This is a genomic window from Streptomyces flavochromogenes (assembly GCF_000717595.1).
In the GTDB taxonomy this organism is placed as follows: Bacteria; Actinomycetota; Actinomycetes; order Streptomycetales; family Streptomycetaceae; genus Streptomyces; species Streptomyces flavochromogenes.
In genome coordinates, this window is record NZ_JNZO01000035.1 from 20,160 (window position 1) to 36,431 (window position 16,272).

Here is a 16,272-nt window from a genome sequence, read left to right on the forward strand (position 1 = left end):
GATCGCACCATGCGCGCGTCCCGTCCCACCTCCCCTGGGCCCATCACCGTCCTGGACCTCTTTGCCGGCTGCGGCGGCTTCACCCAGGGGTTCCATGAGTTCAGGCCGGACGGGATGGCCGACGACGGACCTGTGTTCCACAGCGTCGCGGCGGTGGAGCACAACAAGGCGGCGGCTGCCACGTACGCGATGAACTTCGGCAGCGGCCGACCTGACAAGAGCCTTCCTGAGGCTCGCGTCTACTTCGGCGACATCGAGGAATGGAAGCCGACGAAGGAGACCCTTCACGCGGATGTCATCGTCGGAGGCCCCCCGTGCCAAGGGTTCTCCGCCTTGAATCGCAGGAAGAAGGGCAGTGAGCGCAACCGCCTTTGGGAGGAATACGTCCGCATCGTCGCGGAAGTCCGACCGAAAGTCTTCGTCATCGAGAACGTCGACCGCTTCCTCAAGTCGGATGAATTCCAGAACCTGCTGAATGAAGTGCGCCCAGGGGGGCTCCTCGCGGACTACCGGCTCGTCGACCCTCCGGGACACCAGCCGTCCGATACCGAGGAAGGCAAGACTCGCCGCTACCTCCTCAACTCCGCGGACTACGGAGCGGTTCAAGCGCGGCGTCGTGCGATCGTCATCGGTGTGCGGCGCGATATCGAAGGCGGCCACTCGATGGCCTACCCGCCTCAGACGCATTTCCGCCCCCCCAAGGGGACAACCGAGACGCCCGCCCAGCCGCTCGACGGATTCGACGGAGGCGTCCGGTCTTGGAACGCCGTAGACAGCGTATTCGCGGAATCAGACGAGATCCCTCTCAGGGGAACCGAGCTTCCCGACAGCAAGGACCACGTCGCCGAGGTGGATTCTGTAGTACCTGGAGTCTTCGAAACCAACGACCTGCACATCCGCCGCAACCCCGAGATCCTTTCACTCGCGCGCTACGGCGCGATTCCGCGCGGCGGAAACCGCAAGAATCTGCGTGGCAAGTGGTTCACAGTGAACGAATCCGGAAAAATCGAGTACCTCACGGAGCCGAATCCGCCGGGAGTGACGACTCCCGTGGTGCCCCTGTCCACCGATAGCTGGGATAGTCACAACACCGGCTCAGGAGACGTCATGGGACGTCTTCGCCGCGGAGAGCCGTCCGTCACGATCAGAACCGAGTTCTTCAAGCCCGAGAAGGGCCGGTACCTGCATCCCGAATTGAACCGCCCGATCACTCACTTCGAAGCCGCCCGCATTCAAGGATTCCCTTCCACATTCCGATGGTGCGGCTCCAAGACGGAAATCGCCATGCAGATCGGAAATGCGGTTCCGATTCCCCTCGGCAGAGCAATAGCGTCGGCCATCTACTCCTTCCTGCGCAGCTGACATCGAGCCAGGGCGTTATCCGGCCGGCAGGGGCAAGGCCTGACCAGACCACACGTGGCGCCGCGCGCCTCGGGCTCCACTCTCATAACCGGCTGGGGCAGTGTCCCGTCCCTGACGGCGGTGTCGTCATCCGCCGGGCGGCTCTGTCAGCGTGAGCTTCTCGAGTTCTTCGGCTCCCAAGTGTCGCCCCGCCCCAGCCGTGGCGAAGGACGTACACAGTGTCGCCGCGGACGTCGGTCACGATGACCTGCCTGTCGGCGACCTCGTCGCGCACCGCATCGCCCACCAGGGGCTTCCCGGCCTTCACGCGTTGCGAGGCGTCCTCGGTAAACGAATCCAGGCCCCAGCGGGCCAGCGCTGTTCGAACCAGACGGCGAGACGCCGGCGCTCCGCGCCTCGCGCGGGAGGGGGCCTGGGAGTAGGTGTAGTGACCTGTGGGGCGAGACGCGGCAGTCGCTGCGTCGACCGCTGCGGCCGACGGAGGTACGGCTCACGCCGACAGCTCCCACCACCCACGAACACAGACCAGCGGGGCCTGAAGCCCCACCCCGGGACGGCGGTCGGCCGCTGAGCCAAGCCCGGCCGCCCCATTCGACAACCGCGCACCCCGAACCCACGGAACCGCGTCCACCGACCCCGACCGCGAACCCAGCCCCCACCCACCGGCCCGCACGCGCACGCCGACCCCCGACACTGCCCGGGCCGTCCGCGCGGCCCCGCCCCCGGCCGCCCTCCGAGTGTGAAAAGGCGGCCTCCGTCGCCGGGTCAAGGGTGCAGCGCAGCGGAATCGGCGAAGCCGACGCGACGAAGGAGCGCCCTTGACCCGGCGGCGGAGGACGCCACACTCGGAAAGAGGGCGCCCGCGCGCCCGAGGTGGAGCTGCCGCCCAGGTCTGCCGCGCTTGCTCTTCACCCACACGAGCGCTCTTCACTCAGCGCGCCCGCCTGGACACGATCCGTGCGGTACCTTCGCGCAAAACGGCCCCCGCCGATGGTTGCAGCCATCTGCGAGGGCCTGAACCACTAGTGGAAACAGGCCTCCACCGTGATCTACCGGCACTTTAACGCGCCCTCCCACGCCTTCAGTCAGTTCTCGCACGAGATCATTCGGCATCCTCGGCTCAGTTCCGACGCCGTTCGACTCCTGACCTGGCAGCTTTCCCTCCCCCGCGACGCGCGCGAGTCCCTTTCCGCGACCGCCCGACGTGCCCGGATCGGAGGATGCGCCTTCACCCGCGCCAAGAGGCAGCTCAAGGAGGAGGGATTCGTGCATGAACGGCGGGTTCAGGGGGCCGGCGGTCGCTGGGTCACCCAACAGCTCGTCTCCAGTACCCCGTTGACCTCCGACGCGGCCGCCAAGCTCCTCGCCCGGACACCCCTTCCCGGCTGCACGGACCGCGTAACCCCGCAGGTCGTACCGAGTCCCCGGAAACCGGCCGCCGGTCCGCCGACCACCCCGGCGACCGACGGTCATCCAGACAAAGACCTCAAGGAAGACACCCCCAACCTTCCGGCCGAGCCGGCCGAGGCCGTCGATGAGCCTGCGTCTGCGCCGGCACCCGCGCCTGCACCCGCGCCCTCCGGCGGAACGCCCACCAGCCCTCACCTCGAAGACGCCCGCGCCCTCGTCGGCGCGCTGCCTCTCCTCTCCCCCGCCCTGCGGCACATCCCGCCCGGCATGCGTGACGAACTCGCCCGCCTCGCCGCCCGCTGGCTCGACGCCGGGCACTCGTCCGCCGACGTCCACGAGCGCGTCCTCCGCGGCCTGCCCGGCGCCGGGACGCCCGTTCACCGACCCGGTGGCCTCGTCCGCCATCTCCTTCGCGACGTCCCACCCCGCACCCTGCCGGCTCCGCCCCCACCTGCCCCCACCCGGATCCGGCTCTCCGTCCGCCTCGAAGGCACCCGCGAGTGCACCGGCCACCACACCCAGCCCATGCTGTTCCGGCCGCTCGCCGACGAGAACCTGTGCGCCGAATGCGCCACCCCCACCCCGAACGAGCCGATGCCGATGCCCGAGAGGGATCACGTTCACACCCCCTCGTAGGCTCGTAGGACGACCCGTCGAACCGAAAGGCCCGCCATGCCCCGCATCCCCTCCCCCGTCATCGCCGCCGCCGGGCTCGTAGGCGGTTACGCCGTCGCCCGGTGGACCAAGAAGCGGCCCCTCGGGGGTGCGGTGCTCGCCGTGGCGGGTGGGGTCGCCGCGAGGGAGTGGCAGCAGGTCGGTGGGGCCAAGGTGGCTGCCGGGCTCGGGGCCGCCTACGTCGCCGCGTTCGCCGGGTCCCACCCGCTCGCCAAGAAGATCGGCGCCTGGCCCGCCGTGTTCTCCGTCGCCGGGGGCATGGCCGCCGCCTCCTGGGCCGTCACCCGCGACCGGGGCTGACTCCTCGCCGGGCCGTCACCAACGGGAAGCCAAGGCCTCCGGCAGCCCGCCCCCCTCAGCCCCCCGCCGCGTGGCTCACCGTGTAGATCAGGAGGCCCGCCAGCGCGCCCACCACCGTGCCGTTGATGCGGATGAACTGGAGGTCGCGGCCGATGTTCGCCTCGATCTTCTTCGACGTCTGCGTGGCGTCCCAGCCCGCGACCGTGTCCGTGATCAGGGACGTGATCTCGTGCCGGTACGTCGTGACCACGTAGGCCGCCGCGTCCTCCGCCCAGCCCTCCACCTTCATCTGGAGGCGGGCGTCCGTCGACAGGCGGTTGCCCAGGGAGATCAGGGACGCGCGGGCGCGGAGGCGGAGTTGGCTGCGGTCGTCCTCCGCCGCCGCGATGATCAGGTTGCGGACCGAGGACCAGGCCGAGGCGATGATGTCCTGGATCTCCGGGCGGGCCAGGAGGTCCGACTTCAGGCGTTCCACGCGGGCCCGGGTGTCCGTGTCCGCCTGGAGGTCGGCCGCGAAGTCGGTCAGGAAGCGGTCGATCGCTCCGCGCGCCGGGTGCCCCGGCATGTCCCGCATCTCCGTCACGAAGCGGAGGAGCTCCTTGTAGACGCGTTCGCCGATGCGCCTGTCCACGAAGCGGGGGGTCCAGCCCGGCGCGCCGCCCTGGACCGCGTCCATCACCGAGTCGCCGTGGGTCACCAGCCAGTCGTGCGCCCTGGTGCACACGAGATCCACCGCCCGGCGGTGCGCCCCGTCCGAGACGATCTTCTCCAGCGTCTTGCCGAGGCCCGGCGCGATCTCCGCCGCCTCCGCCCGCCGGGTGATCGCCTCGCCCACGACCGCCTGCACGTCGGAGTCGCGGAGGACGGTGAGGGCGCCTCGGAGGGCTGTGGAGAGCTCCGCCGTCACCCGGTCCGCGTGGGCCGGATCGGCCAGCCACGCGCCGAGGCGTTTCCCGATGCCCAGCGCCGCCAGCCTGCCCCGTACGACATCGGCCGACAGGAAGTTCTCGCCCACGAACTGGCCCAGTGACGCTCCCAGCTGGTCCTTCTTCGTCGGGATGATCGCCGTGTGCGGGATCGGCAGGCCGAGTGGGCGGCGGAAGAGGGCCGTCACCGCGAACCAGTCCGCCAGCGCGCCGACCATGCCGGCCTCCGCCGCCGCCGCGACGTATCCCGTCCAGGCCCCCCAGCCCGCGTTCTCCGCCCAGGTGGCCAGGGCGTAGATCACCGCCACGGCGAGCAGCAGCGCCGTCGCCAGCGACTTCATCCGGCGGACGCCTCTGCTCTTCTCCTCGTCCGCCGCCGTGTACGAAAAACTCACCATGGGCCTGACCTCCTACATCAGGGACTCCCGGCGCTCGTCCCGAGTTCCCCCGTACATCTTCGCGATCACCGTCTCGATGTCCGGTTCCCGCACCGAGAGGTCGATCAGCGGGTACGCGGCCGCCACCTCCGCCACGAGGGGAGCCGCCGATGCCGTGGCCGGGAAGGCGAGCCACTGGCGGGGGCCCTCCGACCGTACGAAGCGGGCGCCGGGGACGTCGATCGGCGGCAGCTCCCGCTCCAGGTCCACCACCAGGAGCCGCTCGCTCTCGCCCACCGCGTGGAGGCCCGACAGTTTCCCGTCGTACATCAGCCGCCCGTGGTCGATCACCATCACCCGCGAGCACAGCTGCTCGATGTCCGTGAGGTCGTGGGTGGTCAGGAGGACCGTCGTGCCCTGTGTGGTGTTGAGGTGGCTCAGGAACTCGCGCACCCTGGCCTTCGACACCACGTCCAGGCCGATCGTCGGCTCGTCCAGGTACAGGACCTCCGGGTCGTGGAGGAGGGCCGCCGCGATGTCCCCGCGCATCCGCTGGCCCAGCGACAGCTGCCGGACCGGCACGTCGAGCAGCTCCCCCAGTTCCAGGAGTTCCACGCACCGGTCCAGGTTCTCCCGGAAGCGGGCGTCGGGGATGCGGTACATCCGGTGCATCAGCCGGTACGAGTCCTTCAGCGGCAGGTCCCACCAGAGCGTCGTCCGCTGGCCGAAGACCACCCCGATCCGTTGCGCCAGACGGGTGCGCTCGCGCGCCGGGTCGATGCCCGCGACCCGCAGACGGCCGCCGCTGGGGGTCAGGATGCCGGTCAGCATCTTGATCGTCGTCGACTTGCCCGCGCCGTTCGGGCCGATGTAGCCGACCATCTCCCCGCGCTCGACGGCGAAGCTGATGCCGTCGACCGCTCGTACCTCGCTCTTCTCGCGGCGGAAGAGGCCCGCTGCCTTTCTGCGGACCGTGAAGACCTTCTCCAGGTTCTCCAGTTCGATGAACGGCTCGATGTGCGACGTCACCTTCTGCCCTCAGCTTCCCGTCGATCGGTACGCACGGACCCCGGCCCGCCACGCAAGTCCCGCCACGCCGCACAGCACCGCCGCCACCAGAGGTGACGCGAACGCCGCCCACTCCGGCACCCCCGCCGGGGCCGGCCGGTCCAGCACGTACAGCGCCGGCAGCCAGTTCACGAACGCCAGCGGTACGACGTACACCACACCCCGCACCAGGTCCTGCGCGAAGATCGTCGGCGGGTACTGGAGGAGGGTGTTCCCGCCGTACGTGAACGAGTTCGTCACCTCCGCCGCGTCCTGGATCCAGAACAGCACCGACGCGCCGACGACCATCACCGCCCCGAAGATCACCGCCCCGCTCACCACCGCCACCGGCAGCAGCAGCACCTTCAGCGGCGTCCACGCCACGTCCAGCAGGCACAGGCTCCAGATCAGGACGACCAGCCCCTGCGCGACGCGGCCGAACCGCTTCAGCGCGAACTTGTCCCCGGCGATCTGCGCGAGCAGCGGCGCCGGGCGCAGCAGGAACGTGTCGAGCGAGCCGTCCCTGACCCGCGCCCCCATCCGCTGGAGCGAGCCCATCGTGAGGTCCGCGATCCCGAAGGCCGTGCCCGCCGTCCCGTACAGCAGGGCGACCTCCGCGAAGGCGAAGCCGCCCAGGCCCTTGACCTGACCGAACATCAGCAGGATCGCGACGAAGTCGAAGAACGTGACGCAGAAGTTCGTGAAGAGCGTGATCAGGAAGGACGCCCGGTAGGTCATCGTCGAGCGGATCCACATCCCCGCGACCATCCGGTACGTCCGCCAGGAGTCGCCCAGGCGGCCGGGAGTGGGACCCGGGCCGTACGCGCCTCCGGACCGCACGCGTGTACGCGTCGCCTCAGCCACCCTGGACGACCACCTTCCGCGTCGCCGCCGCCTGCACCGCCCGGCCGACGACCAGCAGTACCAGCGCCCAGCCGCCCTGGAAGGCGTACGCCCGCGCCAGGCCCCAGCCCTCGTACGTCCCCAGGTACACATCGGCCGGCACCTGGAGCAGCGACGCCCACGGCAGGGCCCGCGCGACCTCGCCGAGCGCGCCCGGGAAGACGTTCAGCGGGAGCAGCATCCCCGAGAAGAACAGGCCGCCCAGCCAGGCCACCTGCACCACGCCCTGGCCGTCGAGCAGCCAGAACGCGCTCATCGCCACCACGTACCAGAGCGCGAAACCGACCGTCGAGCCGAGCGCCACCGCCACCAGGAAGGCGAGCCACGAGCCGGGCCCGGCCGGCAGGGTGAAGCGGAAGGCCAGCCAGCCGAGGGCCATGGGGGCGACCCCGCGGCCGAGCAACTGGTAGGCGGACCTGCCCAGATTGGCCGAGAACCACCAGGTCTGGAGGTCGGCCGGGCGGTAGAGGTCGACCGCGATGTCGCCGGTCCTGATCCGCTCGATCAGCTCGTTCTCGAAGCCGCCGCCCATCATCCCGCAGACCGTGAGCAGGGCCTGTCCGATCCACACGTACGCGAGCGCGTCGTCCATCGAGTAGCCGCCGAGGTGCGGGCGCGCGTCCCAGAGGGCGATGTACGTGTACGACAGGACGAGGCCGAAGACGGAGTTGGTGAACACCCCCGCCGCCGTCGCCACCCGGTAGGTGGCATGGCGCCGGAAGCCACCGGCGGCCACCGTCGCGTACAGCCGCAGCATGCGGCTTCTCCTCCCCAGTCCGTGAAGCACCGAAGTCCTTGAGAGCGCCGAGGTCCGCGAAGCGCCGACGTGCGCAAAGGACCCGAAAAACGCCGAAGCGCACGACCCTAGCGAAGGACGCCGTCGTGCCGCGACCGGATTTCCCGTCACCTTCGGGTCGCATTCAGGAGTTTCGTCACCCAAGGGGCAATATGGGTTGCCATGCCCCCTTCCTCCGGTACGAGCGACTCCGACGCCCCCCGGCCGGCCCGCCCCACGGGCTGGGAGCCGAGGGACCCCACCCTCTCCACTCCCCCACCGCACAGACCGAAGCGCCGCCCCCGCCGCCGCCTGCGCACCCTGTTCGGGCTCCTGCTCCTCGGCACCCTGCTGCTCGTCGGCGCCTTCGCCGCCGGGTACCTCCTGGTGGAGATCCCGCCCGCCAACTCCGCCGCCCTCGCCCAGTCCAACGTCTACCTCTACCGGGACGGCAGCACCCTCGCCCGCGACGGCGAGGTCAACCGCGAGAACGTGCGGCTCGACCGCGTCCCCCTCACCGTCCGGCAGGCCGTCCTCGCCGCCGAGGACCGCGACTTCCACACCTCGCGCGCCGTCGACCCCAAGGCGATGGTCCGCGCCGCCTGGAACACGGTCACCGGCAAGGGCCGCCAGTCCGGCTCCACCATCACCCAGCAGTACGTCAAGAACTACTACCTGGGCCAGGAGCAGACCCTCAGCCGCAAGGCGAAGGAGTTCTTCATCGCGATCAAGCTCGGCCGTGAGAAGAGCAAGGAGGACATCCTCCAGGGCTACCTGAACACCAGCTACTTCGGACGCAACGCGTACGGCGTCCAGGCCGCCGCCCGCGCCTACTACGGCAAGGACGTCGAGGACCTCGACACCGCCGAGGGCGCGTACCTCGCCTCCGTCCTGAAGGCCCCCAGCGCCTACGACGTCACCACCCACCCCGAGAACCGCGCCAAGGCCGTCGCCCGCTGGAACTACGTCCTCGACGGCATGGTCAAGGAAGGCTGGCTCACCCGCGCCGACCGCGCCGCCGCCCGCTTCCCCACCCCGCAGACCGCCCGCCCCGCGACGGGCCTCTCCGGCCAGCGCGGCTACCTCGTCCAGGCCGTCGAGGAGTACCTGACCGAGCACGGGATCGTCGACGAGAAGACCCTCGCCGGCGGCGGCTTCCGCATCACCACCACCCTCGAACCCGCCAAGCAGGAAGCGCTCGTCCAGGCCGTAGAGGAGCAGGTCATCTCCCGGCTCGACCCGGCGAGCGCCCCCGCCGACCGGTACGTACGGGTCGGCGCCGCCGCCGTCGACCCGGCCGGCGGCAAGGTCCTCGCCCTGTACGGCGGAGTCGACTACACCCAGCAGTACGTCAACAACGCCACACGGCGCGACTACCAGGTCGGCTCCACCTTCAAGCCCTTCGTCTTCACCGCCGCCGTCCAGAGCGGCGCCCAGACCCAGCAGGGCGAACCGATCACCCCCCACACCGTGTACGACGGAAACAACCGGCGCCCGGTCGAGGGCTGGAACGGCACCCCGTACGACCCCGCCAACGAGGACGACGAGAGCTACGGCGAGATCGCCGTCGGCGCCGCGACCGACCTGTCGGTGAACGCCGTGTACGCCCAGATGGCCGTCGACGTCGGTCCCGGGCACGTACGACGGACCGCGGTCGCCCTCGGCCTGCCCGGCTCCACCCCCGACCTCACCGCCTCCCCCTCCATCGCGCTCGGACCGGCCACGGCGAGCGTCCTGGACATGGCGACGGCGTACGCGACCCTCGCCGCGCACGGCAGGCACGGCACGTACTCCCTCGTCGAGAGCCTCAGCAGGGACGGCCAGGAGCTGGCCGTACCGACCCGGGAGTCCCGGCAGACCGTGAGCCGGGAGGCGGCCGACACCACCACGGCCATCCTGCGGAGCGTCGTCGAGACGGGTACGGGAACGGCCGCGCAGGCCGCCGGACGGCCCGCCGCCGGCAAGACGGGCACGGCGGAGGACGACAAGGCCGCCTGGTTCGCCGGCTACACCCCGGAACTCGCCACGGTCGTCGCCCTGATGGGCCAGGACCCCGAGTCGGGCCGGCAGGAACCGCTGTACGGCGCACTCGGAGAGGCCCGGGTCAGCGGTGGCGGGGCGCCCGCCGAGATCTGGGCCCAGTTCACCCGCGATGCACTCGCGGGTACGGCACCGCGCGACTTCGAGCTCCAACTGATGCCGGGGGCGGAGGACATGCCGCCGGTCCCGCCCGTCCCTGATGCCTCTGAAGCCGCTGACGCCTCCGCTGCCGCCGCTGCCCCTGACGCCTCCGGCGCTCCCGAGGCCTCGGGAGCACCCGACGCCTCGACCGCCCCTGATAACCCAGGTGCTCCTGAGGCCCCCGAGGAGTCGTACGAGCTGGGCGAGGCGGGCCCGGGAGCGGCGTCGCGCGGCCCCCGGCCGCCTCGCGGCACTCCCGGTCAGTGACCCCCGGCCGCCCCGCGGGCGCCGGTCAGTGACCCGAGGTCGCCTTCAGGCCCACGACGGCGACCAGCAGCAGACAGACGAAGAAGATCCGGGCGGCGGTCGCCGGCTCACCCAGCACCACCATGCCGAGCACCGCCGCACCGGCCGCGCCGATACCCACCCACACCCCGTAGGCCGTACCGATCGGCAGGGTCTTCGCGGCGTGCGACAACAGCACCATCGAGGCGACGATCCCGACGCCGGTGAACACGCTGGGCCAGAGCCGCGTGAAGCCGTCGGTGTACTTCATCCCGATCGACCAGCCGACTTCCAGCAGACCCGCGACGACAAGAAGAACCCAGGCCATGACGACGACACCTCCGCGAGACGGAACAACAGGGGTGCGTCGTCTTGTCGGGATCCCGGTACGGCGCGTCTCGTCGGGTGTCTCCAGGCTAGCAAAAAACGACGGAAGGCCTTGGTGACCATGGTCACCAAGGCCTTCCGAGGCATTCAGGGTCAGAGATACAGCCCGGTCGAGTCCGTCGTCCCCTGGAACCGGTCCGCGGCCACCGCGTGCAGATCACGCTCCCGCATCAGGACGTACGCCACGCCCCGCACCTCGACCTCGGCACGGTCCTCGGGGTCGTACAGCACACGGTCGCCGATCTCGACGGTACGGACGTTCTGACCGACCGCGACCACCTCGGCCCAGGCAAGGCGACGGCCGACGGCGGCGGTCGCCGGGATCAGGATGCCGCCGCCGGAGCGCCGTTCCCCCTCCGGGGAGTCGGTGCGGACCAGGACGCGGTCGTGGAGCATCCGGATGGGCAGCTTGTCGTGCGTGTTCTCGCTCACGGTGTGAACCTACCTGCCCGGGTACGGCACCCGAGGCGGCGACGGGTCATCGCCTGCCCTTGCGGGAGGAGGCGGCGAGCAGCCCGATGATCGCGACGGCGACCAGGGCCGCCGGCACCACGCGCTCCAGGCGGGGGGCGCCGTCCTCATGAGTGAAACGTGCCTTCACGTCCGAGACGACCCGGTTGACGGCGACGAAGGCGCGTCCGGCGGTCTGGTCGACCGTCGAGGCGACCTTGGCCTTCGCGTCCCCGATGATCGTCTTCGGATGCATCCGAATGCCGATCTCGTCGAGAGTGACGGCGAGCTGCTCGCGCCGGCGGACGATGTCCGCCTCGATCTGCGCAGGGGTCCTGGCCTCCGACACCGCGCTGCCTCCGTAGTCGTGATCCGGGTGGGTCGTGATCCGGTCGTTGATCGGTCCTTGTGGACAGTCTGTCAGCTCTGTCGCCACCGGGCTGTCCCCGACCCCCATTAGGCTCTGAATGCGTACGCGAACCATCCCGAGGAGAGCCAGCCATGAGCGAGCGACTGCAGCCCGGCGACACCGCCCCCGCCTTCACCCTGCCCGACGCGGACGGCAACGAGGTCTCCCTCGCGGACCACAAGGGCCGCAAGGTCATCGTCTACTTCTACCCGGCGGCGCTGACGCCCGGCTGCACGAAGCAGGCGTGCGACTTCACGGACAACCTGGACGTGCTGGCGGCGGCGGGCTACGACGTCATCGGCGTCTCGCCGGACAAGCCGGAGAAGCTGGCGAAGTTCCGCGAGAAGGAGAACCTGAAGGTCACGCTGGTCGGCGACCCGTCGAAGGAGATCCTCGAGGCGTACGGCGCCTTCGGCGAGAAGAAGCTGTACGGCAAGGTCGTGACGGGCGTGATCCGCTCCACGGTCGTCGTGGACGAGGACGGCAAGGTGGAGCACGCCTTCTACAACGTGAAGGCCACCGGCCACGTCGCCAAGATCCTCAGGGACCTCTCGATCGAGGCCTGACCGCCCGCCCGGGAAGGGGACGGCGTGACCCACGTCCCATTCCCGGGCGGATTCCGTTTGTGAACGGCCTGACCGTACAGAAGGTCCTCTGGAGTTTTTCCCGGAGAGAGGACGTACGGCCATGCCGGCCACAGACCGCGACGGCCCCGTCGCCGATCCCGAGGCCCAGAGGCGTCATCCGCTGCTGTTCAAGGCCGTCATCCGGCGACGGCAGCCCAGACTGCGGCGCACCGACATCACGGTCACCGACGAGGCGGCCGTCAAGCGGGCCGTGAAGGCGGCCTCGCTGGGCAATGCCATGGAGTGGTTCGACTTCGGCATCTACGCCTACCTCGCGGTCACCCTCGGCCATGTCTTCTTCCCGTCGGGCAACGACACCGTCCAGCTGCTGTCGTCCTTCGCGACGTTCGCGGTCGCCTTCCTGATCCGCCCGCTCGGCGGCATGGTGTTCGGCCCGATGGGTGACCGGCTGGGCCGTAAGAAGGTCCTCGCCCTGACGATGATCCTCATGGCCGTCGGCACCTTCGCGATCGGCCTGATCCCGTCGTACGCCTCCATCGGCTTCTGGGCGCCGGCCCTCCTGGTCTTCTTCAGGATGCTCCAGGGCTTCTCCACCGGCGGCGAGTACGGCGGCGCCTCTACCTTCATCGCCGAGTACGCCCCCGACCGCCGCCGGGGCTACTTCGGCAGCTTCCTGGAGTTCGGCACCCTGGCGGGCTACGTCGCGGCGGCGGGCCTGGTCACGGCACTCACCGCGTGGCTCGGCTCCGACACCATGGAGGCATGGGGCTGGCGCGTGCCGTTCCTGGTCGCGGGCCCGCTGGGCCTCGTCGGCCTCTACCTGCGACTGCGGCTCGACGAGACGCCCGCCTTCCAGAAGCTGGAGAGCGAGTCGGCGCGCGCCTCCGAGGCGGCGGACGCGGTGGAGACCTCCACCAAGGGCGACCTGGCGAAGATCTTCCGGCAGCAGTGGCCGACGCTGATCCTGTGCATCGCGCTGGTCGGCGCGTACAACATCGCCGACTACATGCTGCTGTCGTACATGCCGACGTACCTCTCCGACGAGCTCGGCTACAGCGAGACGCACGGCCTGCTGATCCTGCTGCTCGTGATGGTCCTGCTGATGCTGATCATCACTCAGGTCGGGCGTCTGAACGACCGTTTCGGACGGAAGCCGGTACTGATGGCGGGGATGCTGGGCTTCCTGTTCCTGTCGCTGCCCGCGTTCCTGCTGATCGGCCAGGGCGGCGTGCCCGCGATCACGGCGGGCATGCTGATGCTCGGCCTGTCCCTGGTCTGCATGCTCGGCACGATGTCGGCGGCGCTCCCGGCGCTCTTCCCGACGGACGTCCGCTACGGCTCCCTGTCGGTGGGCTACAACCTGTCGGCGTCGCTGTTCGGCGGTACGACCCCCCTGGTGATCACGGCCCTCATCGGCGCGACCGGCAGCAATCTGATGCCGGCGTACTACGCGATGGGCGCGGCGCTCGTCGGAGTGATAGCGGTCGCCTGCATGAAGGAGACGGCCCGACAGCCCCTGGAGGGTTCGCCGCCGTCGGTGGAGACGCCGGAGGAAGCGGCGGAACTGGTGATGTCCCAGGCTCCGGAACCGAGGTTCTGACCCCGTCGCCCCCTGAACCGGACGGGCGGTGACCGCTACGATGGCGGTGCATGCGGCCGTGTCGTAACTGGCAGCCGAGCTGGGTTTAGGTCCCAGTGGGCGAAAGCCCGTGTGGGTTCGAGTCCCACCGGCCGCACCGGGTAGTGAGGGGCCGTCCGAACCGGACGGCCCCTCACTGTGCTCGGAGGCCTCAGCCCAGCAGCTCCCTCACCACCGGCACCAGCGCCCGGAACGCCTTGCCCCGGTGGCTGATCGCATTCTTCTCCGCCGGGGTCAGTTCCGCGCAGGTGACCTCGTGGCCCTCCGGCTGGAGGATCGGGTCGTAGCCGAAGCCGTTCGTGCCCTCGGGGGCGTGGCGGAGGGTGCCCGGCATCGTGCCCTCGACGACGCGTTCCGTGCCGTCGGGCAGGGCCAGGGCCGCCGCGCAGGCGAAGTGGGCGCCTCGGTGTTCGTCGGCGATGTCGGAGAGTTGGGCCAGCAGGAGGTCCAGGTTCGCGCGGTCGTCGCCGTGCGTGCCCGACCAGCGGGCCGAGAAGATGCCGGGGGCGCCGTTCAGGACGTCGACGCAGAGGCCGGAGTCGTCGGCGACGGCCGGCAGGCCGGTGGCCTGGGCGAGGGCGTGGGCTTTGAGGAGGGCGTTCTCGGCGAACGTGACGCCGGTCTCCTTGACGTCGGGGATCTCCGGGTACGCGTCCGCGCCGACGAGTTCGAGGTCGAGGCCTGCGTCGGCGAGGATCGCGTGGAGTTCGGTGATCTTGCCCGCGTTGCGGGTGGCGAGGATCAGACGGGTCATGCCACCGATTATCCCGGGGTGCAGACCTTGCCGATCTCGGTGGCCGCGTCGGTGATGGGGGTGATGTCCGGCGTCGTGTCGCCGTTCTTGACGGCGGTGCGGACGGTGTCGACGCCCTTGGTGAGGTCGTCGACCGCCTTGGAGAGGTCGGCGTTGTCCGTGGTGTTCTTGAGGTTGCCCAGTTCCGTGGAGATGGAGTTGAGGGATTCCTCGATCTGGGCGGCGTCGTTCGAGGCGTTGGAGACCGCCTGCTGAAGGTTGCTCACCGAGGTGGCTATCGCGTCGGCGGTCTTGACGCAGTCCATTGCTTTGTCGAGGGCTCCGCAGCCGCTCAGGACGGTGGTGAGTGCGGCGGCCGTGGCCACGGCGAGTGCGAGACGGCGCTTCAAGGCGGGTCCTCCCCCAGGTGCGTACATACGAACGACGGACGGGCGCACGGAGCTTATCCGTACGCCCGCCCGTCAGGACGCAGTGCGGGGTCAGAGGGTTCCTTCGAGGGCCTTGCGCTGGATCTCGGCGAGTTCGGCGCAGCCGCCGGACGCGAGGTCGAGGAGGGCGTTGAGCTCGTCGCGGTCGAAGGGCTCGGCCTCGGCGGTGCCCTGGACCTCGACGAAGCGGCCGTCGCCGGTGCAGACGACGTTCATGTCGGTGTCGGCGCGGACGTCCTCCTCGTAGCAGAGGTCGAGGAGGGGGACGCCGTCGACGATGCCGACGGAGACGGCGCCGACGGTGCCGGTGAGGGGCTTGCGGCCGGCCTTGACGAGCTTCTTCGTCTGGGCCCAGGCGACGGCGTCGGCGAGGGCGACGTACGCGCCGGTGATGGCGGCGGTGCGGGTGCCGCCGTCGGCCTGGAGGACGTCGCAGTCGAGGACGATGGTGTTCTCGCCGAGCGCCTTGTAGTCGATGACGGCGCGCAGCGAGCGGCCGATGAGGCGGGAGATCTCGTGGGTGCGGCCGCCGATCTTGCCGCGGACGGATTCGCGGTCGCCACGGGTGTTGGTGGCGCGCGGGAGCATCGAGTACTCGCCGGTGACCCAGCCTTCGCCGCTGCCCTTGCGCCAGCGCGGGACGCCTTCGGTGACGGAGGCGGTGCAGAAGACCTTGGTGTCGCCGAAGGAGATGAGGACGGAGCCCTCGGCGTGCTTGCTCCATCCGCGTTCGATGGTGACGGGGCGGAGCTGTTCGGGGGTACGGCCGTCGATACGAGACATGGGACGAGCCTAGCGGGATGCGGGGAGGGGCCCGTCGCCCTGCCGGAGCCGCACGGGACGGCGGGCCGTCGCCCTGCCGGAGCCGCACGGGACGAGGGGCCCGTCGCCCTGCCGGAGCCGTACATGACGAAGGGCCCGTTCCCCTGCCGGAACGGGCCCTTCAGCTGATGCGGCTGCTTACATCATGTCTTCGATGTCGGCGGCGATCGGGTCGGCGTCGGTGCCGATGACGACCTGGATCGCGGTGCCCATCTTGACGACGCCGTGGGCGCCGGCGGCCTTGAGGGCGGCCTCGTCGACCTTGGACGGGTCCACGACCTCGGTGCGCAGGCGGGTGATGCAGCCTTCGACCTCTTCGATGTTCTCGATGCCGCCGAGCCCGGCGACGATCTTCTCAGCCTTGCTGGCCATGTGTTTCTCCCTGTCCGTTCCGTTCGCGCGTACGCGAATCTCGGCGCACCTGTGGTCCGCTTTGTCACGGTAACCCACGGTTGGCCCAACTTCGCGAGCGAGTGCCGCCGTTCTGCCGAAGGATGACGATCACCGGCGGCCTGTCCTCAGTGGGCTCCGGGGAGCCTATCGCAACTGGTCTAC

17 protein-coding genes, 1 tRNA gene and 1 riboswitch are annotated in these 16,272 nt (G+C 70.1%); of the genes, 7 read left to right on the forward strand and 11 right to left on the reverse strand.

All coding sequences use genetic code 11. The features are described 5' to 3' along the window. Positions 1 to 9: 9 nt before the first annotated feature. The 3 genes from IF00_RS0134150 (at position 10) to IF00_RS0134160 (ending at position 3,747) form a co-directional block, all read left to right on the forward strand. Positions 10 to 1,362: a DNA cytosine methyltransferase gene (locus tag IF00_RS0134150; RefSeq protein WP_051820764.1), complete on the forward strand. Its 1,353-nt coding sequence runs from the start codon at positions 10 to 12 to the stop codon at positions 1,360 to 1,362. 1,266 nt (positions 1,363 to 2,628) lie between these two features. Continuing rightward, entirely contained in the window at positions 2,629 to 3,408 is a 780-nt protein-coding gene (locus IF00_RS0134155) for a hypothetical protein (RefSeq protein ID WP_209439830.1), read from the forward strand. Positions 3,409 to 3,444: 36 nt separating this feature from the next. After that, a complete protein-coding gene (locus IF00_RS0134160; protein WP_030324891.1) occupies positions 3,445 to 3,747 on the forward strand; it encodes a hypothetical protein in 303 nt (100 codons plus the stop codon). Between the two features lie 55 nt (positions 3,748 to 3,802). Here the strand turns inward: IF00_RS0134160 and IF00_RS0134165 are convergent, their stop codons facing one another. The 4 genes from IF00_RS0134165 to IF00_RS0134180 form a co-directional block, all read right to left on the reverse strand. Further along, positions 3,803 to 5,071, reverse strand: a complete 1,269-nt coding sequence (locus IF00_RS0134165; protein WP_030324893.1) for a DUF445 domain-containing protein — start codon at positions 5,069 to 5,071, stop codon at positions 3,803 to 3,805. A 12-nt stretch (positions 5,072 to 5,083) separates the two neighbouring features. After that, positions 5,084 to 6,079: an ABC transporter ATP-binding protein gene (locus IF00_RS0134170; protein WP_245234707.1), complete on the reverse strand. Its 996-nt coding sequence runs from the start codon at positions 6,077 to 6,079 to the stop codon at positions 5,084 to 5,086. A gap of 9 nt (positions 6,080 to 6,088) precedes the next feature. Then, positions 6,089 to 6,865, reverse strand: coding sequence for an ABC transporter permease (locus tag IF00_RS0134175; protein WP_078944964.1), 777 nt, complete (start codon positions 6,863 to 6,865; stop codon positions 6,089 to 6,091). An 88-nt stretch (positions 6,866 to 6,953) separates the two neighbouring features. Beyond that, on the reverse strand, positions 6,954 to 7,754 hold the full coding sequence (locus tag IF00_RS0134180; protein ID WP_030324896.1) for an ABC transporter permease: 801 nt from the start codon (positions 7,752 to 7,754) through the stop codon (positions 6,954 to 6,956). A gap of 204 nt (positions 7,755 to 7,958) precedes the next feature. Between IF00_RS0134180 and IF00_RS0134185 the strand changes: the two genes are divergently transcribed. Then, a complete protein-coding gene (locus IF00_RS0134185; protein ID WP_030324898.1) occupies positions 7,959 to 10,223 on the forward strand; it encodes a transglycosylase domain-containing protein in 2,265 nt (754 codons plus the stop codon). Positions 10,224 to 10,248: 25 nt separating this feature from the next. Here IF00_RS0134185 and IF00_RS0134190 read toward each other — a convergent pair whose 3' ends face one another. From IF00_RS0134190 to IF00_RS0134200, 3 genes are all read right to left on the reverse strand, one after another. After that, positions 10,249 to 10,569, reverse strand: coding sequence for a DMT family transporter (locus tag IF00_RS0134190; RefSeq protein WP_030324901.1), 321 nt, complete (start codon positions 10,567 to 10,569; stop codon positions 10,249 to 10,251). Between the two features lie 33 nt (positions 10,570 to 10,602). Further along, a riboswitch (guanidine-III (ykkC-III) riboswitch) is annotated at positions 10,603 to 10,671 on the reverse strand. A 50-nt stretch (positions 10,672 to 10,721) separates the two neighbouring features. Then, positions 10,722 to 11,060, reverse strand: a complete 339-nt coding sequence (locus IF00_RS0134195) for a GroES family chaperonin (protein ID WP_015033852.1) — start codon at positions 11,058 to 11,060, stop codon at positions 10,722 to 10,724. Positions 11,061 to 11,106: 46 nt separating this feature from the next. After that, complete coding sequence (locus IF00_RS0134200; RefSeq protein WP_030324903.1) at positions 11,107 to 11,427, reverse strand: DUF3618 domain-containing protein; 321 nt, start codon at positions 11,425 to 11,427, stop codon at positions 11,107 to 11,109. Between the two features lie 152 nt (positions 11,428 to 11,579). Here IF00_RS0134200 and bcp point away from each other — a divergent pair, with 152 nt between their 5' ends. The 3 genes from bcp to IF00_RS0134215 all read left to right on the forward strand — a co-directional run bounded on the left by bcp (position 11,580) and on the right by IF00_RS0134215 (position 13,810). Then, positions 11,580 to 12,053 (forward strand): thioredoxin-dependent thiol peroxidase, encoded by a 474-nt coding sequence (gene bcp, locus IF00_RS0134205; RefSeq protein ID WP_030324905.1) that lies wholly within the window; start codon positions 11,580 to 11,582, stop codon positions 12,051 to 12,053. A 121-nt stretch (positions 12,054 to 12,174) separates the two neighbouring features. Continuing rightward, entirely contained in the window at positions 12,175 to 13,674 is a 1,500-nt protein-coding gene (gene proP / locus IF00_RS0134210) for a glycine betaine/L-proline transporter ProP (RefSeq protein WP_030324906.1), read from the forward strand. Positions 13,675 to 13,726: 52 nt separating this feature from the next. After that, positions 13,727 to 13,810, forward strand: a tRNA-Leu gene (locus tag IF00_RS0134215). Between the two features lie 54 nt (positions 13,811 to 13,864). Here IF00_RS0134215 and rdgB read toward each other — a convergent pair. The 4 genes from rdgB to IF00_RS0134235 all read right to left on the reverse strand — a co-directional run bounded on the left by rdgB (position 13,865) and on the right by IF00_RS0134235 (position 16,128). Further along, a complete protein-coding gene (gene rdgB, locus IF00_RS0134220; RefSeq protein WP_030324907.1) occupies positions 13,865 to 14,467 on the reverse strand; it encodes an RdgB/HAM1 family non-canonical purine NTP pyrophosphatase in 603 nt (200 codons plus the stop codon). 8 nt (positions 14,468 to 14,475) lie between these two features. Next, positions 14,476 to 14,883: a hypothetical protein gene (locus tag IF00_RS0134225; protein WP_030324908.1), complete on the reverse strand. Its 408-nt coding sequence runs from the start codon at positions 14,881 to 14,883 to the stop codon at positions 14,476 to 14,478. A gap of 63 nt (positions 14,884 to 14,946) precedes the next feature. Beyond that, complete coding sequence (gene rph, locus IF00_RS0134230) at positions 14,947 to 15,678, reverse strand: ribonuclease PH (protein ID WP_030324909.1); 732 nt, start codon at positions 15,676 to 15,678, stop codon at positions 14,947 to 14,949. A 177-nt stretch (positions 15,679 to 15,855) separates the two neighbouring features. Then, positions 15,856 to 16,128: a PTS sugar transporter subunit IIB gene (locus IF00_RS0134235; protein WP_073914414.1), complete on the reverse strand. Its 273-nt coding sequence runs from the start codon at positions 16,126 to 16,128 to the stop codon at positions 15,856 to 15,858. Between the last annotated feature and the right edge of the window lie 144 nt (positions 16,129 to 16,272).

Bases quoted from the DNA above. Each gene is read 5' to 3' on its own strand.
- IF00_RS0134150 (WP_051820764.1), top strand. From the start codon at position 10: ATGCGCGCGTCCCGTCCCACCTCCCCTGGGCCCATCACCGTCCTGGAC.
- IF00_RS0134160 (WP_030324891.1), top strand. From the start codon at position 3,445: ATGCCCCGCATCCCCTCCCCCGTCATCGCCGCCGCCGGGCTCGTAGGC.
- IF00_RS0134165 (WP_030324893.1), bottom strand. From the start codon at position 5,071: ATGGTGAGTTTTTCGTACACGGCGGCGGACGAGGAGAAGAGCAGAGGC.
- IF00_RS0134175 (WP_078944964.1), bottom strand. From the start codon at position 6,865: ATGGTCGCGGGGATGTGGATCCGCTCGACGATGACCTACCGGGCGTCC.
- IF00_RS0134185 (WP_030324898.1), top strand. From the start codon at position 7,959: ATGCCCCCTTCCTCCGGTACGAGCGACTCCGACGCCCCCCGGCCGGCC.
- IF00_RS0134190 (WP_030324901.1), bottom strand. From the start codon at position 10,569: ATGGCCTGGGTTCTTCTTGTCGTCGCGGGTCTGCTGGAAGTCGGCTGG.
- bcp (WP_030324905.1), top strand. From the start codon at position 11,580: ATGAGCGAGCGACTGCAGCCCGGCGACACCGCCCCCGCCTTCACCCTG.
- proP (WP_030324906.1), top strand. From the start codon at position 12,175: ATGCCGGCCACAGACCGCGACGGCCCCGTCGCCGATCCCGAGGCCCAG.
- rdgB (WP_030324907.1), bottom strand. From the start codon at position 14,467: ATGACCCGTCTGATCCTCGCCACCCGCAACGCGGGCAAGATCACCGAA.
- IF00_RS0134225 (WP_030324908.1), bottom strand. From the start codon at position 14,883: ATGTACGCACCTGGGGGAGGACCCGCCTTGAAGCGCCGTCTCGCACTC.
- rph (WP_030324909.1), bottom strand. From the start codon at position 15,678: ATGTCTCGTATCGACGGCCGTACCCCCGAACAGCTCCGCCCCGTCACC.